Below are 24,978 nucleotides of genomic sequence, written 5' to 3'. Positions count from 1 at the left end.
CACAAGCCGGCTTTATGACCCCGACGCGCAGGCAAACCCTGCGCGTTCGTATTTACGGAAGTACCCCACGTGATCAAACACAAGAAAGCCCAGTGGCCCTGGCACGGTTTGACTGCCCTGGTCCTGGTGGGCCTGGCGTTCAGCCTGTACATGGCCACCTCGATGATTTCCTACGAGTGGCGCTGGAACCGCGTACCGCAGTACTTCGCCTACAAGGCCGAGGAAGCACAGCGCGCCGCCGGTTACGGCACCGTGCAGGACATCGTCATCTCTGGCGACAATGCCCGTGTCACGCTGAAAGACGAGAGCGGTGCCGAGCAGGTGCTCGATGTGGCCAAGGACAGCCTGCAGCTGGCCCGCGGCGACGATGTTTCCGAAGGCGACCAGATTGGCGTCACCCGCCACTGGGCGGCTGGCCCGCTGGCCTGGGGCCTGTGGACCACGCTTTGGATTTCGGTGGTATCCGGTGCCCTGGGCCTGTTGATCGGCCTGTTCGCCGGCCTCTGCCGCCTGTCCAGCAACCCTACACTGCGTGACCTGTCGACGGTGTATGTCGAACTGGTGCGCGGTACACCGCTGCTGGTACAGATCTTCATCTTCTACTTCTTCATCGGTACCGTGCTCAACCTGTCCCGCGAGTTTGCCGGGGTGGCGGCACTGGCGCTGTTCACCGGCGCCTACGTGGCCGAAATCGTTCGTGCCGGCGTGCAGTCCATCGCCAAGGGCCAGAACGAAGCGGCCCGCTCGCTGGGCCTGAACGCGGGCCAGTCGATGCGCCACGTGATCCTGCCGCAGGCCTTCAAGCGCGTGCTGCCGCCTTTGGCCGGCCAGTTCATCAGCCTGGTCAAGGACACCTCGCTGGTCTCGGTGATCGCCATCACCGAGCTGACCAAGAGCGGCCGCGAGGCCATTACCACCTCGTTCTCGACCTTCGAGATCTGGTTCTGCGTGGCAGGCCTGTACCTGCTGATCAACCTGCCGCTGTCGCACCTGGCCAGCCGGCTCGAGCGGAGGCTTGCGCAAAGTGATTGAAGTCCGTGACCTGCTGAAAGTCTTCGACACCCGTGGCCACGTGGTACGGGCCGTGGATAACGTCACCACCCAGGTCGCCAAGGGCGAAGTGGTGGTGGTGCTCGGCCCGTCGGGTTCGGGCAAGTCTACCTTCCTGCGCTGCCTCAACGGCCTGGAGCATTTCGACGAAGGTCATGTGGCCATCGACGGCCTGCAACTGGCCGACCCGAAGACCGACATCAACGCCTACCGCCGCGAAGTCGGCATGGTGTTCCAGCATTTCAACCTGTTCCCGCACATGACCGTGCTGGAGAACCTGTGCCTGGCACAGAAGGTGGTGCGCAAGCGCAACAAGGCCGACCGCGAGGCCAAGGCCCGGGCGCTGCTGGAGAAGGTGGGCATTGCGCAGAAAGCCAACGAATACCCGTCACGCCTGTCCGGTGGTCAGCAACAGCGGGTGGCGATCGCCCGTGCCCTGGCCATGGACCCGAAAGTGATGCTGTTCGACGAGCCAACCTCGGCGCTCGACCCGGAAATGGTCGGCGAGGTGCTGGACGTGATGAAGACCCTGGCCCAGGAAGGCATGACCATGGTCTGCGTTACCCACGAAATGGGCTTTGCCCGTGAAGTGGCGGACCGGGTGCTGTTCTTCGATCATGGCAAGTTGCTGGAAGATTCGGCGCCGGCCGCGTTCTTCGCCTCGCCGAAGGACCCGCGTGCGCAGGCGTTCCTGCGCCAGGTGCTTTAACCCGCACCGGCCTCTTCGCGGGCACGCCCGCTCCCACAGGTCCACCACCGCCTTGAAGGGGGGGATATACCTGTGGGAGCGGGCATGCCCGCGAAGAGGACGACTCGGTTTCAGATGTTGAACCGCCCCACCATCCCCCGCAACTGCTGCCCCAGTTGCTCCAGCTCCCCACTCGACGCCGCCGTCTGCTCACTGGCCGCACTGGTCTGATCCGACACATCGCGCACATTCAGCACACTACGGTTGATCTGCTCGGCGACCACGCTCTGCTCTTCGCTGGCCGTGGCAATCTGCTGGTTCATGCCCTGGATGCTGGACACCGTGTCGGTGATCTGGCTCAACGCATGCCCCGCCTTGCGGCTCAGCTCCACGCTTTGCTCGGTCAGGTTCTTGCTGTTGTCCAGCAGGCGGGTCACTTCGTCGGTGCCGTTGTGCAGGCTGTCGATCAGTTGGCCGATTTCCTCGGTCGCCGTCGAGGTGCGCTGGGCCAGACCGCGCACTTCATCGGCCACTACGGCAAAACCACGCCCGGCTTCACCCGCCCGTGCCGCTTCGATCGCCGCGTTCAGGGCCAGCAGGTTGGTCTGCTCGGACACTGACTTGATCACATCGAGGATGCTGCCGATGCGCTGGCTCTCGCCCGCCAGGTGCTGCATGGCCGCCAGGCAATGGTCCATCTGCCCGGCCAGCTGTTCGATACGGCCAATAGCTTCGGCCACCACCTGGTCGCCGATCTGCGCCTGCTGGTCGGCGTTGGTCGCCGCCAGCGAGGCCTGTTCAGCGTTCTGCGCCACTTCCTGCACGGTGGCGCTCATCTGGTTCATGGCTGTGGCCACCTGGTCGGTTTCCTCGCGTTGCTGGTTGATGCGCAGCTTGGTGTCTTCGCTGCTGGCCGCCAGCTGTGTGGCGGCCTGTGACAGGTGGCCTACGCCCTGGTCGATGCCACCGATCAGCTCGCGCAGGCTCAAGGTCATTTCGCGCATGCTGGTTTGCAACTGGCCCATCTCGTCGCGGCGTTGCACAGGTTCGACCTGGCTCAGGTCGCCCTTGGCGATGCACCCGGCCACGGCCAGGGTCTGGCGCAAAGGTTGGGTGATCTGCAGGGTGATCAGCCAGCCGGCCACGACGCCTACCACCAACGCCAGCAGGGCTACAGTGGTCAGCAGCGAACGGGCTTCAAGGGCTTCCCTGTCGCGCTGCTCGATCTTGCGTTTGCCGAGTTCCAGGCTTACCGCGCGCAGCTCGTTGCCCATGTTCTCCATATTGTTTTGCAGCTGTTCGACACGCACCGCAGCCCGACGATACTCATCCAGGCTGGCGCGGTACTTGGCCAGCTGCTCGCCGGGCTGCTGGGTGAGCGCACGGGGCAAGCCAAGTGGAGCAAGGCCTTTGAGCAGTTGCGCAAGGCTGCTGGCGGCGGCATCCAGGGAGGTGTCGCCGACCTTGGCGAAGCTTTCCACAGGGGAGAAGGTATAGGCCGGCACCAGGCTCTGCTGGTTGGCACCGTCGACATGTCGGCCAAGCGTGTCCATCAGCCCCAGCACACCGCCTTGCTGGCTGTCGGCAGGCATCCTCAGCAAGGCCTGGGTCTGGAGATCGTCGATCACTTCGGTGAGCTTCTGCTCATGGGCCTGCATGGCCTGGCGCAGGGCGATACGCTTGGCGACAGTATTCTCCAGCTCGCTGAAATCGTCGCGCAGGCGCTGCAGCAACGCCAGCTTTTCGGCCAGCATCTGCCGGGATTCATCCACGCTGCTACGTTGTTGCAAGGTGCTCAGCATGCTGTTGAGCTGGTCGAGAATGTTGGCTATCCGCGTTCTGCTGGCGTTGTCGTTGAGTACGCGGTAAGTAATGCGCTCTGCGCGCAAGTCTTTGGTCAGGTCGTTGATCAGGCCGATTTCGCTGAGTTGCTGCGAGCGCACAATGGCGTCATCCAGTGCACGCCAGCCACTGACGGTGGTGGCCAGGGTAAGCAGCAGGACTACGGCAAAGCCGAGGGCGAGTTTGGCTGCGACACTGATGTTGCCGAGCTTGCGGTTGAGGTAGCCGAGCATGAGGAATCTCCGTGCGATTGGGGGCGAGGATGCAGGCGCATTGCTGGCATCACACCTGTGCCAATCGGCAGCGGAGCTGTAGGACTTGACCTGATAATCAGGTAGGAAATTTCACTGGCAATTGTAAGAAGAATTACGTGGCGGCACGGTTTCTGTAGGAGTGGCCTTGTGTCGCGAAAGGGCCGCGAAGCGGCCCCGGCGATGGATGTAGCGAGGCTGAAATTCTGGGGCCGCTACGCGCCCCATCGCGACACAAGGCCGCTCCTACAGGGGGCGCGTGGCACCTTTGGTCAAAGTTTGAACCGCCTCACCAACCCTTGCAGGTGGGTACCCAACCGCGCCAGCTCCACGCTGGAGCTGGCCGTCTCTTCACTGGCCGCCGAGGTCTGGTCAGAAATATCCCGCACGTTCATCACGCTGCGGTTGATCTCTTCTGCCACGGCCGTCTGTTCTTCAGCTGCCGTGGCAATCTGCTGGTTCATGGCCTGGATCGACGATACGGTCCGGGTGATGGTTTCCAGCGAGCTGCCGGCACGGCGGGTCAGTTCGACGCTGCTGTCGGTCAACTGGCGGCTGCTGTCCATCACGCTGGCCACGCGCTGGGTGCCGCTTTGCAGGCCGGCAATCAGCTCTTCAATCTCTTCGGTCGATTGCTGAGTGCGCTGCGCCAGGCTGCGCACTTCATCGGCCACCACGGCAAAGCCACGCCCGGCCTCGCCGGCCCGGGCCGCCTCGATCGCCGCGTTGAGGGCCAGCAGGTTGGTCTGCTGGGCCACCGACTTGATCACGTCGAGCACGCTGCCGATCTTGTCGCTTTCGGCCTTGAGCTGGTTCATCGCTTCGCTGGAGTTGACCACTTCGCCGGCCAGGCGCTCGATCTGCGCCACCGCCTCGCCCACTACACGATCGCCCTCGCGGGCCTGCTGGTCGGCCATCAACGCAGCTTCCGAGGCCTGCTCGGCATTGCGCGCCACCTCATGCACGGTAGCGGTCATCTGGTTCATGGCGGTCGCCACCTGATCGGTCTCGACCTTCTGGTTGTTGACCCCGGCACTGGTCTGCTCGGTCACCGCCGACAGCTCCTCGGCAGCACTGGCGATCTGCGTGACGCCATCACCGATGCCGCTGATCAGTTCGCGCAGGCCCTGGGTCATGCGATGCATGCTGGCTTGCAACTGGCCCAGTTCGTCGCGGCGTTGTACCTGCAGGTTCAGGGTCAGGTCGCCACTGGCCACGCGTTCGGCGGCGTGCAAGGTCTGGCGCAGCGGGACGATGATCTGCCGGGTGATGGCCCAGGCCGCCAGCAGGCCGAGGGTCAGCGCCAGCACGGTGGCCACGGCAAGCACGGTCTTGGCCTGGGCCGCCCCGGCGTCGCGCACAGCGGTTTGCGAGGTGGTCATCGCCTGGCTGGTCTGCAGCAGTACCGTGCCGTGCTCGACCATGCTCTGCAGGGCCTGCTCACTGGCGACCTGGGCACTGCCGAACTGGGTGACCGCGTCGCGGTAGCCTGCCAGGGCGGTGGTGGCATCGTCCAGGCTGGCAGCATGCTCCGCCGGCACTTTGGCCGGTAGCGCGCGCAGTTCGGCCAAGGCCTGGTCGATAGCTTTCAGCGCCGTCTGCTGATAGTCGGCGTTGCCGCTGTAGGTGTAACCGCGTACCTGGAACCGCGCCTGTTGCAACAGGGCGCTGACTTCCACCGCGTGCTGGTACTGGCTGATATCGCCACCCTGCAGCAGGCCGCGTTGCACCCGGCCAATCAGCTCCGCGGCCTTGTCGGCAGTGTCGCCTAGCACGGCGCGGCTGGCCTCGCGGCGTTGGCCGGCCTGTTTCAGCTCGTTGAACGCCTGCTGGTAGCCGCGCACGGCCTCGCGCTGCTGCTCAAGGCGCTGGCTGTCAGCGGGCTGCTCGATCTGCCCGAGCATAAGCTGTACCTGGCGCTCGAGATTACCCAGGGCTTTTTCCAGCTCTGCCACCGAGGCTTCGTCAGGCTGTCGCTGGTAATGCTGGCGGGCGATGCGCAGTTCCTGGGTGTACTGCTGAATGACCGAGATGTTTCCCAGCTTGTCGCCACGGTTGATGATGCTGTCCATGCCGTGCCAGCCAGCCAGGGTAATGGCCAGGGTCAACAGCAGCACCAGGCCGAAGCCCAGCCCCAGTTTGCGATTGACGCTCACATTGCCCAATGATTGGGCGAACCATTGATACATGTACGACTCCCCGGCGCCTTGGCAGCACGATTAATTGTTGTGTTGCCAAGACAATCGGCCTGGGGAAGGGAAACTTTATGGGTAAAAGTTGACTTGAGTGTCAGAAAATCCGTGAAAGCAGCGCTGTTACCGCGGTCTCTACCCGCAGGATGCGGTCGCCCAGCTGGACCGGAGCCAGGCCTGCCTTGCCCAGCAGGTCCACCTCGTAGGGGATCCAGCCGCCCTCAGGGCCGATGGCCAGGGTCACGGGCTGCTCCACGGCGCGCGGGCAGGCGGGGTAGGGGCCGGGGTGGCCGACCAGGCCCAGGGTGCCTGCGGCGATGGCCGGCAGGCGGTCTTCGACGAACGGCTTGAAGCGCTTCTCGATGATCACTTCGGGCAGCACGGTGTCGCGGGCTTGTTCCAGGCCCAGGATGAGGTTCTCGCGAATGCTGTCCGGGTGCAGGAACGGTGTTTGCCAGAAGCTTTTCTCGACCTTGTAGCTGTTCAGCAGGATCAGCCGCGGCACGCCAAGGGTGGCCACGGTCTGGAACAGCCGGCGCAGCATTTTCGGCCGAGGTACGGCCAGCACCAGGGTCAGCGGCAGCTTGGCCGGTGGCTGCTGGTCAAAGGCGACTTCCAGTTCGGCTTCGTGCTTTTCCAGGCGCAGCACCGTGGCCTTGCCCATCAGGCCGTTGATGCGGCCCACGCGCAGGTTGTCGCCCACCGCCACACGGTGGATGTCCTGCATGTGGGTGAAGCGCCGGTCTGCGAGAACGACGCGGTCGGCCGAGACGAAGTCGGCCTCTTCAAGGAGCAACAGGTTCACGGTTGGGTCGCTGGTGGCTGGTCGTTGTGGTCGTTGGCGGTTTCGTCGTGGGCGCTGCGCTTGCGGATCAGGCTGCCGCACAGCACGCCGATCTCGAACAGCAGCCACATGGGTACGGCCAGCAGGGTCTGGGAGAAGATGTCCGGTGGGGTGAGGACCATGCCGACCACGAAGCAGCCGATGATCACGTAGGGGCGGATCTTCTTCAGGTACTTCACGTCGACCACGCCGATCCATACCAGCAGCACCACCGCCACCGGGATTTCGAAGGCCACGCCAAAGGCGAAGAACAGCGTCATCACGAAGTCGAGGTAGCTGGCGATGTCGGTCATCATCGACACGCCTTCCGGCGTGGCGCTGGCGAAGAAGCCGAAGATCAGCGGGAACACCAGGAAATAGGCGAAGGCCATGCCGGCGTAGAACAGGAAGATGCTCGACACCAACAGCGGAATGGCGATGCGCTTTTCATGGCGGTACAGCCCGGGTGCGATGAAGCCCCAGATCTGCTGGAGGATGAACGGTATCGCCAGGAACAGCGAGACGATCATGGTCAGCTTGAACGGCGTGAGGAACGGCGAGGCCACGTCGGTGGCGATCATCGTCGCATTGGCCGGCAGGTGCTCGCGCAGCGGCGCGGAGACCAAGGTGTAGATCTGCTGGGCGAAGGAGAACAGCCCGGCAAAGATCAGGAAAATGACGGCAACGCAGCGCAGCAGGCGGGTGCGCAGTTCGGTCAGGTGCGAAACCAGCGGCATTGGCTGGTCGTGTTCCGGATTTTCGCTCATGGGGCTCGCGGCGGTTGAGGCGGTTCAGAAGGCGTGGCCGGGGTGGCAGCGGTCTCGACCGGCCTGGCTTCGAGCCCGGCGGGGGGCTGAACGGTTGCGGTGGTGACAGGCGGCTGCGCCGGTGGCGTCATCGGGTTGAGGATGCGCTTGGCTTCCTCTTCCATCTGCAGGATGTGCTCGTTGTGCAGCTGGCGGCGGATTTCGTCGGCGCCGATTTCGCGCTCCACTTCCATCTTGATGCTGTTGAAACTGCGCTTGAGCCGGCCGATCCACAGGCCTGCCGTGCGCGCGGCACCGGGCAGGCGCTCGGGGCCGAGCACCAGCAGGGCGACCAGGCCGACGAGCAGCAGCTCGCTGAAACTGATGCCGAACATGGGTCAGTCTTTCCGCTGCGGCTCTTGAGCCGGCTGGGCCTGGCCTTCGATGGTGTGGCCCTGGTTCTGCTGGGCAGTGTTCTGCACCGGTGGAACGGGTTGGGCAGGCGGCGGGGTCTGCTCGGCCGGCTTGTTCTCTTCGTCGCTCATGGCCTTGCGGAAGCCCTTGATCGACTCACCCAGGTCACTGCCGAAGTTCTTCAGCTTCTTGGTGCCAAACACCAGGACCACGACCACCAGCAAGACGATCCAGTGTTTCCAGTCAAAGATACCCATTTCGTACTCCTGAAATTTACAGGTCAAGCGAATTGTTCTGGCAACGCGGCCCCTGTGGGAGCGGGTTCACCCGCGAACACCGGCTTAGCCGGTGCCATACACCGCGTCGCATTCTTCGCGGGTGAACCCGCTCCCACAAAAGAGAGGGGCACCGCGCACTTGAATTACATCAGGCAGACGGCTGTCGTGCAGCCTTCTCATCATGCCCGGAAAGCCCGAAGCGGCGTTCCAGCTCATCGAGCACGGCTTGCGGATGCTGGCCCAGCGCGCTGAGCATTACCAGGCTATGAAACCACAGGTCGGCGGTTTCGTAGATGACATCGCTGTAATCCTTGCTGACCGCAGCGTCCTTGGCGGCAATGATCGTCTCGACCGACTCTTCGCCGAGCTTTTCGAGGATCTTGTTCAGGCCCTTGTGGTACAGGCTGGCCACGTAGGAGCTGTCGGGCGCCGCTTGCTTGCGCTCTTCAAGCACTTCGGCCAGGCGGTTGAGGGTGTCGCTCATGTCAGTGTCCTGCGCTGTAGATGGCATCCGGGTCTTTCAGGACCGGGTCGACGGTTTTCCACTGGCCGTCTTCGAAGACGCGGTAGAAGCAGCTTTCACGGCCGGTATGGCAGGCGATATGGCCCAATTGCTCGACCATCAGGATGATCACGTCGGCATCGCAGTCCAGGCGCATTTCATGCAGCTTCTGCACGTGCCCGGATTCCTCGCCCTTGCGCCACAGCTTGCCACGCGAACGCGACCAGTAGATGGCGCGTTGCTCGGCGGCGGTCAGGGCCAGCGATTCGCGGTTCATCCAGGCCATCATCAGCACGCGTCCGGTCTTGTGGTCCTGGGCGATCGCCGGTACCAGGCCCTCGCTGTTCCACTTGATCTCGTCCAGCCAGTCTTTCATCGTCGACTCCAAAGCGGGCCCGCTCCTGTGCCGGGCCCTTTGCGCTAGTGTGCCAGCCATGGGCGCGGCTGGCTATTGGCGCACGATCAGGTAAAGGCCGGCGGCCAGCATCAGCCAGGCCGGCCAGGCGGCAGGGGCGGCCAGGCTGGCGGCCGCGGCGGCACCAGCGGCCAGTACCGCACCACCGCCGAGCAGGCCGGCGCCCAACAGGCGCAGCGCCCAGCGGTCGCCCTGGCGGCGCCGCTCCGGCAGTTGCGGATCGTGCAGGTGCGGTTGCGACAGGCGCTCGAGCAGGTCGCGGGCCATGTCGGCCAGGTGCGGCAGTTGCTCGACCTGGCTGTGGATGTTGCCGAGCACGGCCTTGGGGCTCATGCGGTCGCGCATCCAGCGCTCGAGGAATGGCTTGGCGGTGCTCCACAGGTCCAGCTCGGGGTACAGCTGGCGGCCCAGGCCCTCGATGTTGAGCAGGGTCTTCTGCAGCAACACCAGCTGCGGCTGCACTTCCATGTTGAAGCGCCGGGCAGTCTGGAACAGGCGCATCAGCACCTGGCCGAAGGAAATATCCTTTAACGGTTTTTCGAAGATCGGCTCGCACACGGTGCGGATCGCCGCTTCGAACTCGTTGACCTTGGTGTGCGCCGGCACCCAGCCCGAGTCGATGTGCAACTGGGCGACGCGGCGGTAGTCACGCTTGAAGAAAGCGATCAGGTTGCGCGCCAGGTAGTCCTGGTCCTCGGCGGTCAGGCTGCCGACGATGCCGCAGTCGATGGCGATGTACTGCGGGCTCCATGGTTTGACCGTGCTGACGAAGATGTTGCCGGGGTGCATGTCGGCATGGAAGAAGCTGTCGCGGAACACCTGGGTGAAGAACACCTCCACACCCCGTTCGGCCAGCAGCTTCATGTCGGTGCGTTGGTCGGCCAAGGTGGCCATGTCGGTCACCGGCACGCCGTAGATGCGCTCCATCACCAGCACCTTGGGGCGGCACAGGTCCCAGTACACCTGGGGCACGTACATCAGCTCGGAGCCTTCGAAGTTGCGCCGCAGCTGGCTGGCGTTGGCCGCTTCGCGCAGCAGGTCGAGCTCGTCGTAGATGGTTTTTTCGTAGTCGCCGACGATTTCCACCGGGTGCAGGCGACGGGCGTCGGCCGAAGCGCGCTCGGCGGCCTTGGCGATCAGGAACAGCCAGGCCAGGTCCTGGGCGATCACCGGCTTCAGGCCCGGGCGCACCACCTTGACCACCACTTCCTCGCCACTTTTCAGGCGCGCAGCGTGCACCTGGGCCACCGAGGCCGAGGCCAGCGGCTCGACGTCGAAGCGGCTGAACAGTTGCGTTACCGGGGCGCCCAGTTGCGCCTCGATCAGTGCCACGGCCTGCTTGGGGTCGAACGGCGGCACGCGGTCCTGCAGCAGCATCAGCTCATCGGCAATGTCGTTGGGCAGCAGGTCGCGGCGGGTGGACAACAACTGGCCGAACTTGATGAAGATCGGCCCCAGGTCCTGCAGGGCCAGGCGCAGGCGCGCGCCACGGCTGAGCTCGGACGGCTTGCGCGGCAGCCAGCGCCACGGCATCAGCAGGCGCAGGCTCATCAGCCACCAGGGCAGCGGCAGGTCGAACAGCAGGTCATCGAGACGGTAGCGGATCACCACACGCTGGATGCGAAAAAGACGGCGGACGGCGAGCAGCTTCATGCGTTATCGCTGGTATCAAGGGTTCGGGAAAGGCGCTTGAGGCGCGCCTCGAGGCGTTCTGTATCGAGCTTCAGGGCATCGAGCTCGCTGAAGGCGGCTTCGGCTTCGCGCTTGCCGACCAGGGTACGGGACTCTTCGGCCAGGTACTCGGAAAGGTTCTGGCTGAAGCGCGCCAGGCCCTGGCGGGTCCAGCGTGCACGCAGGCGGATGTGGCCCGCCAGCAGCGCCGTGGCGACCGGGCCGAGCCAGCGTTGCAGCTCGTGCTCCCAGTCCAGCTCCAGGTCCTGCAGCACACCGAACAGGTCGAGCAGCACGGCGCTGTCGCCATGCAGTTCGACTTGCGGGCTGTGCAGCACGGCAGTCTTGTCCCTGGCCAGGGCCAGTTGCGCCAGGCTGCCGGCCGGGGCGCGCAGGCTGCAGTCGACCTCGCCTTGCCAGTGGGCGGCGAGCATCAGGCCCTCTTCATCGGGCAGGATGAACACCTGCAAGGCCGGCTGGCGGCAGTCGATCTCGATGACCTTGCCCTCCAGCGCGGCCAGCCGCGGCAGGGCCGTGCTGTCCATGCGCAGGACGCGGTTCAGGCCATGTTCGACGCTGGCGAGCAGCCCGGCCAGCAGCATCAGGGCTTGATCCCCCGGTGCACGGCAACGATGCCGCTGGTCATGTTGTGGTAGGTGACGCGGTCGAAACCGGCCTCGACCATCATGGCCTTCAGGGTTTCCTGATCGGGGTGCATGCGGATCGACTCGGCGAGGTAACGGTAGCTCTCCGAGTCGTTGGTGATCAGCTTGCCGGCCAGCGGCATGAAGGCGAACGAGTAGGCGTCGTAGGCCTTGGACATCAGCTTGTTGGTCGGCTTGGAGAACTCCAGCACCAGCAGGCGGCCGCCCGGCTTGAGCACGCGCAGCATCGAGCGGATGGCTTCGTCCTTGTGGGTGACGTTGCGCAGGCCGAAGGCGATGGTCACGCAGTCGAAGTGGTTGTCCGGGAATGGCAGCTTCTCGGCGTCGGCCTGGACGAACTCGATGTTGCCGGCCACGCCACGGTCGAGCAGGCGGTCACGGCCGACCTTGAGCATCGACTCGTTGATGTCGGCCAGCACTACCTGGCCGGTCGGGCCGACCAGCCGCGAGAACTTGGCGGCCAGGTCGCCGGTACCGCCGGCGATGTCCAGTACACGGTTGCCGGCGCGTACGCCCGACAGCTCGATGGTGAAGCGCTTCCACAGGCGGTGCATGCCGCCGGAAAGCACGTCGTTCATCAGGTCGTACTTGGCCGCTACCGAGTGGAACACCTCGGCGACTTTCTTCGCCTTCTGGCTTTCAGGGACGTCCTGGTAACCGAAATGGGTGGTGGGTTCGGCGTGGTCGCCTTTGCGCTGGTCGTTCATATCGCTTCACCGGAAAAAATTACCGCCATTCTAGGGCGAACGGGCGGATTTGTCTTGGCGGGGTGTGCCTGTGGGCAGGGGCGGGCATAATGCCCATTATGTCTTCATCTTCAGGAACACCCGCATGACCCAGATCAGCGTCGAACGCAAACATTCCCTCGGCCGCGATGCCGCCCGTGCCAAGGCTGAAGCGCTGGTCGACAAACTGACCCGCGAGTACGACCTCAAGGCCACCTGGAACGGTGACCGGGTCGACGTGGCGCGCAGCGGTGCCAACGGCAGCGTGCACATCTTCGATGACCGCATTCGCGTCGAATTGAAGCTGGGCATGATGCTGTCGATGATGAGCGGCACCATCAAGGGCGAGATCGAGCGGGCGCTGGACAAAGCCCTGGCCTGACCCCTCCCCGGGCCATGCTCGTTCACCTTAGGGTGAAGATTCTAATTTCCCTCTCTACCTTGTGCTCAAGCCCAACCTCCATGGGCGGTTCCTCCTCCACTCATGAGCATGAGGTACAGAGCATGGCCAAAGTGACTGTGAAGAAAAAGGACGACGCCCCGGGTACGCTGGGCGAGGTGCGCGGTTACGCGCGCAAGATCTGGCTGGCGGGCATCGGCGCCTATGCGCGTGTGGGCCAGGAAGGCTCCGACTACTTCAATGAGCTGGTCAAGGCCGGCGAAGGCGTCGAGAAGCGTGGCAAGAAGCGCATCGACAAGGAGCTCGATGCTGCCAACAACCAGATCGACGAAGCGACCCAGGAAGTCAGCCGCGTACGCGGCAAGGTCGAAGTTCAACTGGACAAGATCGAAAAAGCTTTCGACGCGCGGGTAGGTCGCGCCTTGAATCGCCTTGGCATTCCGTCTAAACATGACGTTGAGGCGTTGTCCATCAAGCTTGAACAGCTGCATGAGCTGCTCGAGCGCGTCGCGCACAAACCATAAGGAGAGCAGGATGGCTGGCAAGAAGAATTCCGAGAAAGAAGGCAGCTCCTGGGTCGGCGGGATCGAGAAGTACTCCCGCAAGATCTGGCTGGCGGGGCTTGGTATCTATTCGAAGATCGACCAGGACGGCCCGAAGCTGTTTGACTCGCTGGTGAAGGATGGCGAGAAGGCCGAGAAGCAGGCGAAGAAGACCGCAGAAGATGTTGCTGAAACTGCCAAGTCTTCGACCACTTCGCGTGTGTCGGGCGTGAAGGACCGTGCGCTGGGCAAGTGGAGCGAACTCGAAGAGGCCTTCGACAAGCGCCTGAACAGCGCCATCTCTCGCCTTGGCGTGCCGAGCCGCAACGAGATCAAGGCCCTGCACCAGCAGGTGGACAGCCTGACCAAGCAGATCGAGAAACTCACCGGCGCTTCGGTTACCCCGATTTCGTCGCGCACTGCAGCCAAACCGGCTGCGAGCAAGGCGGCTGCCAAGCCACTGGCCAAGACGGCAGCGGCCAAGCCTGCGGCAAAAACCGCGGCAGCCAAGCCGGCAGCCAAGGCCGCAGCGGCTAAACCTGCTGCGAAGACTGCGGCGGCCAAGCCTGCGACGAAACCGGCAGCGGCCAAACCAGCTGTGGCGAAGAAGCCTGCAGTGAAGAAAGCACCGGCCAAGCCGGCAGCCGCCAAGCCGGCAGCTCCAGCGGCCAGCGCCGCTCCGGCCGCTAGCGCAGCTCCCGCACCCACTGCGGCTCCGGCCAGCAACCCGCCTTCGGCACAGACAGGCACCGGTACCCTGATCTGATACCGCGTCGCCTTCTTCGCGGGCTTGCCCGCTCCCACAGGTCCTGTGTGCACTCGAGCACTGCATTTCACCTGTGGGAGCGGGCATGCCCGCGAAAGCCGCGACACCGAAACAACAGGCTTACCCCTCCAGATACCGCACGGCCAACTGCTCCGCCGCCCCCCGCGCCTGGGCCTGCAGATGCGGCGCCACCAGCATCATCACCTGGTACACCACAATCCCCACATCCCCCTCGCGCCCCAGTACCCGCTGATAATCCAGCGAGAACATCAGTGTCAGGGTGATCTGCTCCACCAGTTGCCCCAGCGCCTGGGTCTCGCTCTCTACCAACCCTTGGCCCTTGAGGCTGGCCAGCAACGCCGCCAGCGTGCGCTTGAGCGCGTTGATCAGGCTACGCATGCCGCGGGCCAGTTTGGGCAGGCGCCCGGTCAGGTTCGACAGGTCCTGGAACAGGAAGCGGTACTGCGCCATGCGTTCGACGATCAGGTGCAGGAACAGCCAGTAGTCCTCGGCGTCCAGGCGTACCTCCAGCGGCGGGTCGAGCAAGGGCATCAGCGCTTCTTCAAAGCGCTCGAACAGCCCCAGCACCAACGGCTCCTTGCCGTGGAAGTGGTAGTAGAGGTTGCCAGGGCTGATGCCCAGTTCGTTGGCAATTTCCAGGGTGGATACGTTCGGTTCGCCCTGCTGGTTGAACAGCTGCAGGGCACATTCGAGGATACGGTCGCGAGTCTTCATCCAGTCGGCATGCTCATCGGGTCAGCACGTAGGTGCCCGGCGCGGGGCCCAGTGGTGGGTAGGTGGCATTGCCCAGTTCGCTGCGCGGTGCCTTGAGCGGGCCGGAGCGCGGGGTGATCCACTCCAGCCACAACGGCCACCAGCTGCCTTCGCTGCGCTTGGCGTCGTGGAACCAGGCACGCGGGTCGCTGGATAGCTTGGGGTTGGCCAGGTAGTAGGCCTTGGGGTTGCCGGGCGGGTTGATGATGCTCTGGATATGCCCGCTGTTGGCCAGCACGAAGCGTCGGTCGCCACCCAGCAGCAAGGCCGAGCGGTACACCGCATCCCACGGGGTGATGTGGTCGTTGCTGCCGGCCACGGTGAAACTGTCCAGCTCGACCTTCTGCAGGTCGATGGGGGTGCCGCATACCTCCAGGCCGGCGGGGTGGGTCAGCGGGTTGAGCTTGAAGAAGTCCAGCAGGTCGCCATGCAGCGCGGCGGGCAGGCGCGTGCTGTCGGCGTTCCAGTACAGGATGTCGAAGGCTGGTGGTGTCTTGCCGAGCAGGTAGTTGTTGACCCAGTAGTTCCAGATCAGGTCGTTGGGCCGCATCCAGGCGAAGATCCGCGCCACCTCGGCGCCATCCAGCACACCGCGCTGGTAGGAGCGGCGCTTGGCGGCCTCGATGGTCTGCTCGTCGGCGAACAGGCTGGCGGGGCTTTCGAACTTACTGTCCAGCAGGCTGACCAGGTAGGTGGCGCTGCGCACCCGGCGCAGCTGGTGCTTGGCCTGCAGGTGGCCCTGCAGTGCGGCCATGGTCAGGCCGCCGGCGCAGGCGCCCATCAGGTTGGGGTCGCGGTTGCCGCTGATGCTGCGGCAAGCGTTGAGCGCTTCTTCCAGGGCCTGCACGTAGCTGGACAGGCCCCATTCGCGATGGCGCGGGTCGGGGTTGCGCCAGCTGACCATGAACACCTGCAGGCCATTCTTGAGCATGTACTGGACGAAGCTGTTGGTCGAGCTGAGGTCGAAGATGTAGAACTTGTTGATCTGTGGCGGCACCACCAGCAGTGGCCGGGCGTGCTGCTTTTCGCTCATCGGCTTGTACTGGATCAGCTCCAGCAGCTCGTTGCGAAACACCACGGCGCCGGCGGTGGCGGCCAGGTTGCCGCCCACTTCGAAGGCGCGCTCGTCGACCTGGCGTGGCAGGCCGTCATTGTGGCGCAGGTCATCGAGCAGGTGGGCCACGCCGCGCACCAGGCTCTGGCCACCGCTGTTGAACAGTTCCTTGACCGCCAGCGGGTTGAGCAGCGAGTTGCTCGGCGCCAGGGCATCGTTGATCAGGTTGAACAGGAAGTGCGCACGGGCCCGGTCATCGTCGTCCAGGTGGCTTTCCTCGATCCACAGGCGGGTCTGCTTCTGCCAGGCCAGGTAGGCCTGCAGACCGCGACGGTAGAACGGGTTCTGGCTCCATGTCGGGTCGTTGAAGCGCGAATCGCGCGGGTTCGGCTGAAGCGGTGTGTCACCCAGTATCACCCGGCCCAGCTGGCCACCCAGGGCCAACAGGTGATGTGCGGTGTGCAGCGGGTGACGCAGGCTTTGGCGGCTGACATTGCGCAGCGTGGAAATCAGGTCACGGCCGCGCAGGCCGAGGATGGCGTTCTGCACGTTCATGCTGGTGGCGGGAAGCGTTGGCGTTCCTTTGGCCGGTTTGTCTTTCATGGCAACACTCCCTCGTCTAAGCCATTTCGCTGTCGAGACCTTCGCGGGCATGCCCGCTCCCACAGGTTCGGCGCCATCCCTGTGGGAGCGGGCGCGCCCGCGAAGAAGGCCGCATCGATTTACCCGCCCGAAGCCGGGCGAGGGTGCATGACGGCGCGCTGTCGTTCTTGCTGAAGGAACTTCATGATGATCGGGGCGACGGCCTCGGCCCGGGTGATCAGGAACAAATGACCGTCGTCGATAATGTGTAGCTGGGCATTGGGAATCCGCCAGGCCAGCAGGCGCATGTTGATCAGCGGGATCAGTGGGTCGTCGTCGCCGGCCAGCACCAGGGTCGGTTGCTGGATCTTGTGCAGCCAGTGGATGCTGGTCCAGCCGAGCCCGGCGAACAGCTGCCAGTAGTAGCCCATCTTGCCGCCGGAGCGCACCTTGGCGGCGTGCTGCATGGCCAGTTCGGGGTCACGCCGGAAGCCGCCGCCATAGATCGTCGGCGCAATGCGGATGACATGCGACGGCTGCACGTAACGCCGTGGGCTGGCCATCATCCACAACACCTTGGGCTTGCCTGGCACCATCACCGCACCGGCTGCGGTGGCGGCCAGCACCAGTTTCTTGCAGCGTTCGGGGTAATCGTGGGCGAACTGCTGGGCCAGGGCGCCGCCCCAGGACACACCGATGACATTGACCTGGCCGTAGTCGAGGTAGTCGAGCATGCGTGCCGTCAGCTTGGCCAACCCGGGAAAGCGGTATGGGTGGCGCGGCGTGGACGAGCCGCCGACCCCGGGTACGTCAAAGGCAATGACTTCCAGGTCCGGGTCCAGTGCTTCGATGAACGGAAACACCAGCTCCAGGTTGGCACCGATGCCGTTGAAGATCAGCAGCGGCGTCAGGTGCGGCTTGCCCGGGCGGACGGCGGTGCGGATGGACTGGTTGTCCAGCTCGACGGTCCTGAAGATGTAGGGTTGCGGCATGCGCGTGACTCATGGGGTGAAATGAACACCGTGGCGCCCCGCAGGGGGCCACGGCGCTGCAGCTCAACGCTCGTGAACGTAGGTGCCCGGGGATGCCTCGCCAGCGGCATAGGCACGGTTGCCCAGGCGGGTCGGCGCCTTTTTCAGCTCGCCGGCACGCTCGCCCAGCCAGCTTTGCCAGTGCAGCCACCAGGAGTCGGCATGCTTGGTGGCGTTTTCCTGCCAGGCCACCGGGTCACCCGGGCGATCGGCACCGGTCATGAAGCGCGCCTTGGGGTTGCCTGGCGGGTTGAGGATGCTCTGGATGTGGCCGCTGTTGGACAGCACGAACTCGATCTTGCCGCCGAACAGGTGCGCCGAGCGGTAGCACGACTGCCACGGGGTGATGTGGTCGTTGGTGCCGGCAAGGCTGTAGATGTCGCATTTGACCTGTTTCAGGTCGATCGGGGTGCCGCAAACCTCCAGGGCGTCCGGGCGGGTCAGCGGGTTGCTCTTGAACATTTCGATCAGGTCGCCGTGGAAGGCGGCCGGCAGGCGCGTGGTGTCGTTGTTCCAGAACAGGATGTCGAACACCGGCGGCTCGTTGCCGAGCAGGTAGTTGTTGACCCAGTAGTTCCAGATCAGGTCGTTGGGACGCATCCAGGCGAAAACCTTGGCCATCTCGCTGCCTTCGAGCACGCCGGCCTGGTAGGAGTGGCGCTTGGCGGCCTCCAAAGTCTGCTCGTCGACGAACAGGGCGACCTGGTTGTCCATGGTGGTGTCCAGCACGCTGACCAGCAGGGTCAGGGCATTGACCTTGTTTTCGCCGAGGGCGGCATAGTGGCCGACCAATGCCGTGCAGGTGATGCCGCCGGAGCAGGCACCGAGCATGTTCAGGTCCTTGCTGCCGGTAATCGCCAGCACCGCGTCGACCGCCTCCTTGAGCGCGTCGATGTAGGTGGACAGGCCCCATTCGCGCTGGGCTTTGGTCGGGTTGCGCCAACTGATGATGAAGGTCTGCTGCTGCGAGCGCAGGCAGTAGCGCGCCAGGCTCTTTTCCGGGCTCAGGTCGAATACATAGAACTTGTTGATCTGCGGCGGCACCACCAGCAGCGGGCGGGCATGCACCTGCTCGGTGATGGGGCTGTACTGGATCAGCTCCAGCACATCGTTGCGGTACACCACGGCGCCTTCACTGGTGCCCAGGTTCTTGCCCACCTCGAAGGCGTCCATGTTCACCTGGCTGGGCATGCCGCCGTTGTTGACCAGGTCCTTGGCCAGGTTGGACAGGCCATCGAGCAGGCTCTTGCCGCCGGTTTCGAAGAAGCGTTTGACCGCTGCCGGGTTGGACAGGGTGTTGGTCGGAGCCATGGCTTCGGTCATCAGGTTGATGACGAACTGGCCGCGGCTGATGTCCTGGGGCGACAGGTCGCTGTTGCCGATCCAGTCCTGCAGCTCCTTGCGCCAGGCCAGGTAGGTTTGCAGGTAGCGACGGTAAAGTGGGTTGTTGCTCCATGCCGGGTCATTGAAGCGACGGTCGTCGCTTTCCGGGGCAAGGCTGGACTTGCCCAGCAGCACGTTCTTCAGCTCCAGGCCAAAGTGGGCCACATGCTTGGCGCTGTGCAGCGGTTGGCGCACGGCCTGGCGGAGCACGGTGCGTGCCGAGCTCAACAGGTCCTTGCGGCGGATACCGATGACCGGGTTCAGCCCCAGGGTGTTTTCCGAGGCCTGCCGCTGCAGCTCATCGTTGTTCTTGTTACTCATCTACGACGCTCCGTTGTCCTGAGACGAGTACCGGTTGCTGTGGCGGGTGCACAGTTCTGAGCCCGGTACTGCTACTCGGGTGACCAGTGATAAGGAACAGCGGTGCTGCGAGGGTTCTGACTACCTGCAATTTGATGCAGGGAACTTGCCACCCCCATTGGTTACCCGACTTTCATGTAATGCGCAAGACAGCCCGTCACTGGGCTGTCTGTAAGGCATTCAAACAGATGAATTTAGAAAATGCGCTCTAAATCCTGCAGGCCTTGCGCTAGAGCATGAGTTTGACCACCGACTCGGCAGGGTCGCGGGATTTCCCGGCCTTGTGCAGTTCGTCGAGGTACTCGGCCCACAGCTGTTCCTGGCGCAGGCACAGCTGCTCGAGGTATTCCCAGGTGAACAGGCCGCTGTCATGGCCGTCGTCGAAGGTCAGTTTCAGTGCGTATTGCCCGGCAGGTTCCAGGCCGCTGAGGCCGACGTTGATCTTGCCGAACTGCAGGATGGGGTTACCGTGGCCCTGGACCTCGGCGGAGGGGGAGTGCACGCGCAGGAATTCGGCGGGCAGGTGGTAGACCTCGCCGGGGGCGTAGGTGAGGCTGAGGGTTTTCGAGGCTTTGTGCAGGTTGATGGCGGTGGGCAGGCGGGCCATGGGCGGAATCTCTCGGGAGCTGATGGTGCACAGCTTCAGGAGATTCGGGGGATTGTGCAAGGGGGCTGCTTTGCAGCCCATCGCGACACAAGGCCGCTCCTACAGGAGATCGCGTTCCCCTGTAGGAGCGGCCTTGTGTCGCGATGGGCCGCAAGGCGGCCCCGTGCGGTCTTACAGGATGTAACGCGACAGGTCTTCGTTCTGCGCCAGCTCACCCAGGTGGCTGTTCACATACGCCGCGTCGATCTGGATCGGCGCTTCGTCATGGGTGCTGGCCAGGTCGCCAGCGCTGAACGACACCTCTTCGAGCAAACGCTCGAGCAGGGTGTGCAGGCGGCGGGCACCGATGTTCTCGGTCTTCTCGTTGACCTGGTAGGCAATCTCGGCCAGGCGCTTGATACCGTCGGCGAGGAACTCGATGTTCAGGCCTTCGGTCTTGAGCAGGGCCTGGTACTGTTCGGTCAGCGACGCGTGCGGCTCCTGCAGGATGCGCTCGAAGTCTTCCGGGGTCAGGGCCTTGAGTTCCACACGGATCGGCAGGCGGCCTTGCAGTTCGGGCACCAGGTCGCTCGGCTTGCTCAGGTGGAACGCACCCGAGGCAATGAACAGGATGTGGTCGGTCTTGACCATGCCCAGCTTGGTGTTGACGGTGCAGCCTTCGATCAGCGGCAGCAGGTCGCGCTGCACGCCTTCACGGGACACGTCGGCGCCGCCAACGTTGCCGCGCTTGGCAACCTTGTCGATTTCGTCGATGAACACGATGCCGTGCTGCTCGACAGCTTCCAGGGCCTTGGCCTTGAGCTCTTCCTCGTTGACCAGGCGGCTCGCTTCTTCATCGCGAACCATCTTCAGTGCTTCTTTCACCTTCAGCTTGCGCGCCTTGCGCTTGCCTTTGCCCATGTTGGCGAACAGGCTCTGCAGCTGGTTGGTCATTTCTTCCATGCCGGGCGGCGCGGCAATTTCGACGCCCACGGCATCGGCCACTTCGATCTCGATTTCCTTGTCGTCCAGCTGGCCTTCGCGCAGGCGCTTGCGGAACAGCTGGCGGGTGTTGGAATCGGTGCTGGTCTGCGCGGCTTCCTCGGCGAAGCTGCTGACCCGCGCCTGCGGCAGCAGGGCGTCGAGGATGCGGTCTTCGGCGGCGTCTTCGGCGCGGTGGCGCACGCGGATGATTTCTTGCTCACGCAGCATCTTCAGCGCGGCATCGGCCAGGTCGCGGATGATCGACTCGACGTCGCGGCCCACGTAGCCCACTTCGGTGAACTTGGTGGCTTCGACCTTGAGGAACGGCGCGTTGGCCAGCTTGGCCAGGCGGCGGGCGATCTCGGTCTTGCCGACGCCGGTAGGGCCGATCATCAGGATGTTCTTCGGGGTCACTTCGGCGCGCAGCTCGGCGGGGAGCTGCATGCGCCGCCAGCGGTTGCGCAGGGCGATGGCCACGGCGCGCTTGGCGTCGTCCTGGCCGATGATGTGGCGGTTGAGTTCGTGGACGATCTCGCGGGGGGTCATGGACATGATGAAAATGGTCCTCGGGCGGAATGAATCAGCGTGGAAAAGTCCCGCTCGCAGCGGGACGCCAGAACAACTGATTATTCGGCCAGGTCCTGCTCCTCGATGGTCAGGTTGTGGTTGGTGAACACGCAGATGTCGCCGGCGATGTTCAGGGCGGTCTCGGCGATTTCACGGGCCGAGAGGTCGGTCTTGTTCAGCAGGGCGCGGGCTGCGGCCTGGGCGTAGGCGCCGCCGGAACCCATGGCGATCAGGCCGTCTTCGGGTTCGACCACGTCGCCGTTGCCGGTGATGATCAGGGAGGCGTCCTTGTTGGCCACGGCCAGCATTGCCTCCAGGCGGCTCAGGGAGCGGTCGGTACGCCATTCCTTGGCCAGCTCCACGGCAGCGCGGACCAGGTGGCCCTGATGTTTCTCGAGCTGGCCTTCAAAGCGCTCGAACAGGGTGAACGCATCGGCGGTGGCGCCGGCGAAGCCCGCGATGACCTGGCCGTGGTACAGGCGGCGCACCTTCTTGGCGTTGCCTTTCATCACGGTGTTGCCGAGGGATACCTGGCCGTCGCCGCCCATGACGACTTTGCCGTTACGGCGGACAGAAACGATGGTGGTCAAGGGGAGAGTCTCCACGCAGCGGGGCGAAAGTGCCTGATGCAGACTCATATGGGGGTGGGGGGAAGGATTTCAACCGTGGGGGATGAATGGTCGGTGCAGGCTCAAGGTTGTACGGGGTCAATGTGGGAGCGGCCTTGCGTCGCGAAAGGGCCGCGCAGCGGCCCCAGGTTCTCGGCATCATGCATGGATTGCTGGGGCCGCTTTGCGGCCCTATCGCGACACAAGGCCGCTCCCACAGGGGCTACTCAGGCCTCGTGGCAGACATGCCCATCGACCAAGGTATAACGCACCGCACCCGGCAGGCAGTGGCCGATGAACGGGCAGTTCTCGCCGCGCGAGAACCACTGCTCGCCGGCCACGGTCGAGGCTTGCGGGTCGAACAGCACCAGGTCGGCCGCGCCACCCACTTTCAGCTCGCCGGCCGGCAGGCGCAGGGCCGCCGCCGGGCCGCTGCTCAGGCGGGCCAGCAAGGTTGGCAGGTCGAGCAGGCCGTCCTGCACCAGGGTCATGGCCAGCGGCAGCAGCAGCTCGACGCTGCTGATGCCCGGCTCGGTGGCGCCGAACGGGGCCAGCTTGGCGTCGCGCTCGTGCGGCTGGTGGTGGCTGGAGATCGCCTGGATCACCCCCGACTTCACCGCCGCACGCAGGCCGTCACGGTCGGCGGCGGTGCGCAGCGGTGGCTGCACGTGGTACAGGCTGGAGAACTCACGCAGCGACTCGTCGGTAAGGATCAGTTGGTACAGCGCCACATCGGCGGTCACCGGCAGGCCAAGCTGCTGGGCCTGCTCGATCAGCCGTGCGCCACGGGCGCTGGTGATCTGGGTGAAGTGCGCACGCACGCCGGTCTGTTCCACCAGCAGCAGATTGCGCGCCAGGGCCACGGTCTCGGCGGTTTCCGGAATGCCCGGCAGGCCGAGGAAGCTGGCCATGGCACCTTCGTGGGCCAGGCCACCCTGGGCCAGGTCGCGGTCCTGGGAGTGGAACACCACGGTCAGGTCGAAGGTGGCGGCGTATTCCAGGGCGCGGGCCAAGGTACGGTTGTTGGGGATCTCCTTCAGGCCATTGCCGAAGGCCACGCAGCCGGTGTCGCGCAGGGCCACCAGCTCGGCCAGTTGCTCGCCTTCCAGGCCCTTGGTCAGGGCGCCGATCGGGTAGACCTTGCTGTTGGCGGCCTCGCGGGCGCGGTCGAGGATCAGTTCGGCCACGGCCGAGGTGTCCAGCACCGGCTTGGTCTGCGGCGGGCAGCACAGGCTAGTGACACCGCCGGCGACGGCGGCGCGGGTTTCACTGGCGATGTTGCCTTTGCGGCTGTAGCCCGGCTCGCGCAGGGACACGCCGAGGTCGACCAGGCCGGGCGCGGCGACCAGGCCATCAGCCTGGATCGTGCGGCTGGCGCTGAAGCCGGCCGGGGCTGCACCGATGGCGGCAATGCGGCCGCCGTCCAGGTGCAGGTCGGTGACCTGGTCCAGGCCGCTGTTGGGGTCGATGACCCGGGCGCCGAGAATACTGATGGTCACTGGGCGTTCTCCTGGTCGAATTGACGTTGCGCGTTCTGCCCGCTCATGGCCATGGACAGCACGGCCATGCGCACGGCGATGCCGTAGGTGACCTGGTTGAGGATCACCGAGTGCTTGCCGTCGGCCACCGCCGACTCGATTTCCACGCCGCGGTTGATCGGGCCCGGGTGCATGACGATGGCGTCGGGCTTGGCCCCGGCCAGGCGCGCGGTCGTCAGGCCGAACAGGCGGTAGAACTCGCCTTCGCTGGGCAGCAGGCCACCGGCCATGCGCTCACGCTGCAGGCGCAGCATGATCACCACGTCGACATCCTTCAGGCCTTCGGCGAGGTCGGTGTACACCTTCACGCCGTACTGCTCGATACCGATCGGGATCAGGGTTTTCGGGCCGATCACGCGGATATCCGGGCAGCCCAGCGCTTTCAGCGCCAGCATGTCGGAGCGGGCCACGCGCGAGTGCAGGATGTCGCCGACGATGGCCACCGACAGGTTCTCGAAGCTGCCCTTGTGGCGGCGGATGGTGAGCATGTCGAGCATGCCCTGGGTCGGGTGCGCGTGGCGGCCGTCACCGCCGTTGATCACGGCAACTTCCGGGCACACGTGCTCGGCGATGAAGTGCGCGGCCCCGGAGTCGGAGTGGCGCACCACGAACATGTCGGCGGCCATGGCTTCGAGGTTGCGCAGGGTGTCGAACAGGGTCTCGCCCTTGCTGGTCGAGGAGGTCGACACGTTCAGACTGATCACGTCGGCCGACAGGCGCTGGGCCGCCAGTTCGAAGGTGGTACGGGTACGGGTGGAGTTCTCGAAGAACACGTTGCACACGGTCTTGCCGCGCAGCAACGGGACTTTCTTCACGGCCCGGGCACCGACTTCCAGGAAGGAGTCGGCGGTGTCGAGGATCTCGGTGAGCAGTTCGCGGGGCAAACCGTCGAGCGAGAGGAAGTGGCGCAGCTGGCCCTGATCATTGAGCTGCAGCGGGCGCTTGGCGTCGATTGGCGTCATCGCGGGGGACTCTTAAAGGGCGGAAGCGGAGGCGAGGTCCTGGCGCTCGAGAGCGAGCGGTGCGGGTCCGGTCAATTTTACCCGTTCATGGGCGGCCAGCGACAGGGTGGCGCCGAGTACATTCGGGCGGATTGGCAGTTCGCCGGCATCCAGGTCCAGCAGGCAGACCAGGGTGACGCTGGCCGGGCGGCCATAATCGAACAGTTCGTTGAGCGCGGCGCGCACCGTGCGGCCGCTCATCAGCACGTCATCCACCAGCACCAGGTGCTGGCCCTCGACCTCGAACGGCAGCTCGGACGGGCGCACTTGCGGGTGCAGGCCGTTCTGGCTGAAGTCGTCGCGATAGAACGACACGTCCAGAGTGCCCATGGGACTGGTGTCGCCCATGGCTTCCTGCAGGGCCTGGGCAACCCAGACGCCGCCGGTGCGGATGCCGATGTAGCGCGGTTCGGTAATTGCCCGGCGGGCCAGGTGGGCGCGAAGGTCGACGGCCATCTGCCGAATCAGTTCGGCTGGATCGGGTAGGCTCATTGCAGGCTCCTCGGAAGGGTGCGCCGGGCGGGCCCGGCGGCAAAGATG

General features: G+C 64.7%; 26 protein-coding genes and 1 pseudogene. 5 read left to right on the top strand and 22 right to left on the bottom strand.

Annotated features, from left to right (window positions below):
* The first annotated feature begins 69 nt into the window (after positions 1-69).
* Positions 70-1,032, top strand: a complete 963-nt coding sequence (locus C163_RS24115) for an amino acid ABC transporter permease (RefSeq protein WP_025340922.1) — start codon at positions 70-72, stop codon at positions 1,030-1,032.
* The gene (locus tag C163_RS24110) at positions 1,025-1,759 is read left to right on the top strand and encodes an amino acid ABC transporter ATP-binding protein (RefSeq protein WP_013974550.1); all 735 of its coding nucleotides are present in this window, start codon (positions 1,025-1,027) and stop codon (positions 1,757-1,759) included. The genes C163_RS24115 and C163_RS24110 overlap by 8 nt, the downstream gene beginning before the upstream one ends.
* A 110-nt stretch (positions 1,760-1,869) precedes the next feature.
* Here C163_RS24110 and C163_RS27810 read toward each other — a convergent pair whose 3' ends face one another.
* From C163_RS27810 to ubiE, 12 genes and pseudogenes are all read right to left on the bottom strand, one after another.
* Positions 1,870-2,574 (bottom strand): methyl-accepting chemotaxis protein, encoded by a 705-nt coding sequence (locus C163_RS27810; protein ID WP_371257968.1) that lies wholly within the window; start codon positions 2,572-2,574, stop codon positions 1,870-1,872.
* Positions 2,575-2,724: 150 nt separating this feature from the next.
* Positions 2,725-3,813 (bottom strand): annotated as a pseudogene (locus C163_RS27805) (methyl-accepting chemotaxis protein); the annotation flags it as partial.
* A gap of 290 nt (positions 3,814-4,103) precedes the next feature.
* On the bottom strand, positions 4,104-6,020 hold the full coding sequence (locus C163_RS24100; protein ID WP_025340920.1) for a methyl-accepting chemotaxis protein: 1,917 nt from the start codon (positions 6,018-6,020) through the stop codon (positions 4,104-4,106).
* 100 nt (positions 6,021-6,120) lie between these two features.
* Positions 6,121-6,828: a 16S rRNA (uracil(1498)-N(3))-methyltransferase gene (locus tag C163_RS24095; protein WP_025340919.1), complete on the bottom strand. Its 708-nt coding sequence runs from the start codon at positions 6,826-6,828 to the stop codon at positions 6,121-6,123.
* Entirely contained in the window at positions 6,825-7,613 is a 789-nt protein-coding gene (tatC, locus tag C163_RS24090; protein WP_013974546.1) for a twin-arginine translocase subunit TatC, read from the bottom strand. The genes C163_RS24095 and tatC overlap by 4 nt, the downstream gene beginning before the upstream one ends.
* The gene (gene tatB, locus C163_RS24085; RefSeq protein WP_025340918.1) at positions 7,610-7,987 is read right to left on the bottom strand and encodes a Sec-independent protein translocase protein TatB; all 378 of its coding nucleotides are present in this window, start codon (positions 7,985-7,987) and stop codon (positions 7,610-7,612) included. The genes tatC and tatB overlap by 4 nt, the downstream gene beginning before the upstream one ends.
* A gap of 3 nt (positions 7,988-7,990) precedes the next feature.
* The gene (locus C163_RS24080) at positions 7,991-8,263 is read right to left on the bottom strand and encodes a twin-arginine translocase TatA/TatE family subunit (RefSeq protein ID WP_025340917.1); all 273 of its coding nucleotides are present in this window, start codon (positions 8,261-8,263) and stop codon (positions 7,991-7,993) included.
* A 169-nt stretch (positions 8,264-8,432) separates the two neighbouring features.
* Positions 8,433-8,768, bottom strand: a complete 336-nt coding sequence (locus tag C163_RS24075; protein ID WP_013974545.1) for a phosphoribosyl-ATP diphosphatase — start codon at positions 8,766-8,768, stop codon at positions 8,433-8,435.
* Position 8,769: 1 nt separating this feature from the next.
* Positions 8,770-9,162 (bottom strand): phosphoribosyl-AMP cyclohydrolase, encoded by a 393-nt coding sequence (hisI, locus tag C163_RS24070; RefSeq protein WP_013974544.1) that lies wholly within the window; start codon positions 9,160-9,162, stop codon positions 8,770-8,772.
* A gap of 72 nt (positions 9,163-9,234) precedes the next feature.
* Entirely contained in the window at positions 9,235-10,854 is a 1,620-nt protein-coding gene (gene ubiB / locus C163_RS24065; protein WP_025340916.1) for a ubiquinone biosynthesis regulatory protein kinase UbiB, read from the bottom strand.
* Positions 10,851-11,474, bottom strand: coding sequence for an SCP2 domain-containing protein (locus C163_RS24060; RefSeq protein ID WP_025340915.1), 624 nt, complete (start codon positions 11,472-11,474; stop codon positions 10,851-10,853). Before C163_RS24060 ends, ubiB begins: the two co-directional genes overlap by 4 nt.
* The gene (ubiE, locus tag C163_RS24055) at positions 11,474-12,244 is read right to left on the bottom strand and encodes a bifunctional demethylmenaquinone methyltransferase/2-methoxy-6-polyprenyl-1,4-benzoquinol methylase UbiE (RefSeq protein ID WP_013974541.1); all 771 of its coding nucleotides are present in this window, start codon (positions 12,242-12,244) and stop codon (positions 11,474-11,476) included. The genes C163_RS24060 and ubiE overlap by 1 nt, the downstream gene beginning before the upstream one ends.
* A gap of 124 nt (positions 12,245-12,368) precedes the next feature.
* Between ubiE and C163_RS24050 the strand changes: the two genes are divergently transcribed.
* The 3 genes from C163_RS24050 (at position 12,369) to C163_RS24040 (ending at position 13,970) form a co-directional block, all read left to right on the top strand.
* Positions 12,369-12,644 carry a polyhydroxyalkanoic acid system family protein gene (locus tag C163_RS24050; protein WP_015272091.1) on the top strand — a complete coding sequence of 92 codons (276 nt, stop codon included), beginning with the start codon at positions 12,369-12,371 and terminating at the stop codon, positions 12,642-12,644.
* Between the two features lie 122 nt (positions 12,645-12,766).
* The gene (locus C163_RS24045; RefSeq protein ID WP_023663112.1) at positions 12,767-13,186 is read left to right on the top strand and encodes a phasin family protein; all 420 of its coding nucleotides are present in this window, start codon (positions 12,767-12,769) and stop codon (positions 13,184-13,186) included.
* Positions 13,187-13,196: 10 nt separating this feature from the next.
* Positions 13,197-13,970, top strand: coding sequence for a phasin family protein (locus C163_RS24040; protein ID WP_025340914.1), 774 nt, complete (start codon positions 13,197-13,199; stop codon positions 13,968-13,970).
* 120 nt (positions 13,971-14,090) lie between these two features.
* Here C163_RS24040 and C163_RS24035 read toward each other — a convergent pair whose 3' ends face one another.
* The 10 genes from C163_RS24035 to pyrR form a co-directional block, all read right to left on the bottom strand.
* On the bottom strand, positions 14,091-14,705 hold the full coding sequence (locus tag C163_RS24035; protein WP_025340913.1) for a TetR/AcrR family transcriptional regulator: 615 nt from the start codon (positions 14,703-14,705) through the stop codon (positions 14,091-14,093).
* 13 nt (positions 14,706-14,718) lie between these two features.
* Complete coding sequence (gene phaC, locus C163_RS24030) at positions 14,719-16,401, bottom strand: class II poly(R)-hydroxyalkanoic acid synthase (RefSeq protein WP_025340912.1); 1,683 nt, start codon at positions 16,399-16,401, stop codon at positions 14,719-14,721.
* Positions 16,402-16,520: 119 nt separating this feature from the next.
* Positions 16,521-17,372, bottom strand: a complete 852-nt coding sequence (gene phaZ / locus C163_RS24025; RefSeq protein ID WP_025340911.1) for a poly(3-hydroxyalkanoate) depolymerase — start codon at positions 17,370-17,372, stop codon at positions 16,521-16,523.
* Positions 17,373-17,435: 63 nt separating this feature from the next.
* Entirely contained in the window at positions 17,436-19,115 is a 1,680-nt protein-coding gene (gene phaC / locus C163_RS24020) for a class II poly(R)-hydroxyalkanoic acid synthase (RefSeq protein WP_025340910.1), read from the bottom strand.
* A gap of 268 nt (positions 19,116-19,383) precedes the next feature.
* A complete protein-coding gene (locus tag C163_RS24015) occupies positions 19,384-19,761 on the bottom strand; it encodes a gamma-butyrobetaine hydroxylase-like domain-containing protein (RefSeq protein WP_003249306.1) in 378 nt (125 codons plus the stop codon).
* Positions 19,762-19,932: 171 nt separating this feature from the next.
* Complete coding sequence (gene hslU, locus C163_RS24010; RefSeq protein ID WP_015272084.1) at positions 19,933-21,276, bottom strand: ATP-dependent protease ATPase subunit HslU; 1,344 nt, start codon at positions 21,274-21,276, stop codon at positions 19,933-19,935.
* Between the two features lie 74 nt (positions 21,277-21,350).
* Complete coding sequence (hslV, locus tag C163_RS24005; protein ID WP_025340909.1) at positions 21,351-21,881, bottom strand: ATP-dependent protease subunit HslV; 531 nt, start codon at positions 21,879-21,881, stop codon at positions 21,351-21,353.
* Positions 21,882-22,126: 245 nt separating this feature from the next.
* Positions 22,127-23,398: a dihydroorotase gene (locus C163_RS24000; protein WP_015272083.1), complete on the bottom strand. Its 1,272-nt coding sequence runs from the start codon at positions 23,396-23,398 to the stop codon at positions 22,127-22,129.
* Positions 23,395-24,399, bottom strand: coding sequence for an aspartate carbamoyltransferase catalytic subunit (locus tag C163_RS23995; protein ID WP_003257774.1), 1,005 nt, complete (start codon positions 24,397-24,399; stop codon positions 23,395-23,397). The genes C163_RS24000 and C163_RS23995 overlap by 4 nt, the downstream gene beginning before the upstream one ends.
* 12 nt (positions 24,400-24,411) lie before the next feature.
* Positions 24,412-24,930 carry a bifunctional pyr operon transcriptional regulator/uracil phosphoribosyltransferase PyrR gene (gene pyrR, locus C163_RS23990; protein ID WP_025340908.1) on the bottom strand — a complete coding sequence of 173 codons (519 nt, stop codon included), beginning with the start codon at positions 24,928-24,930 and terminating at the stop codon, positions 24,412-24,414.
* Positions 24,931-24,978 lie beyond the last annotated feature (48 nt).

Source organism: Pseudomonas sp. FGI182 (genome assembly GCF_000511325.1).
In the GTDB taxonomy this organism is placed as follows: domain Bacteria; phylum Pseudomonadota; class Gammaproteobacteria; order Pseudomonadales; family Pseudomonadaceae; genus Aquipseudomonas; species Aquipseudomonas putida_Z.
The sequence above is the reverse complement of the archived record's forward strand: the minus strand, read 5'-3'. Positions and strand labels throughout refer to the sequence as shown.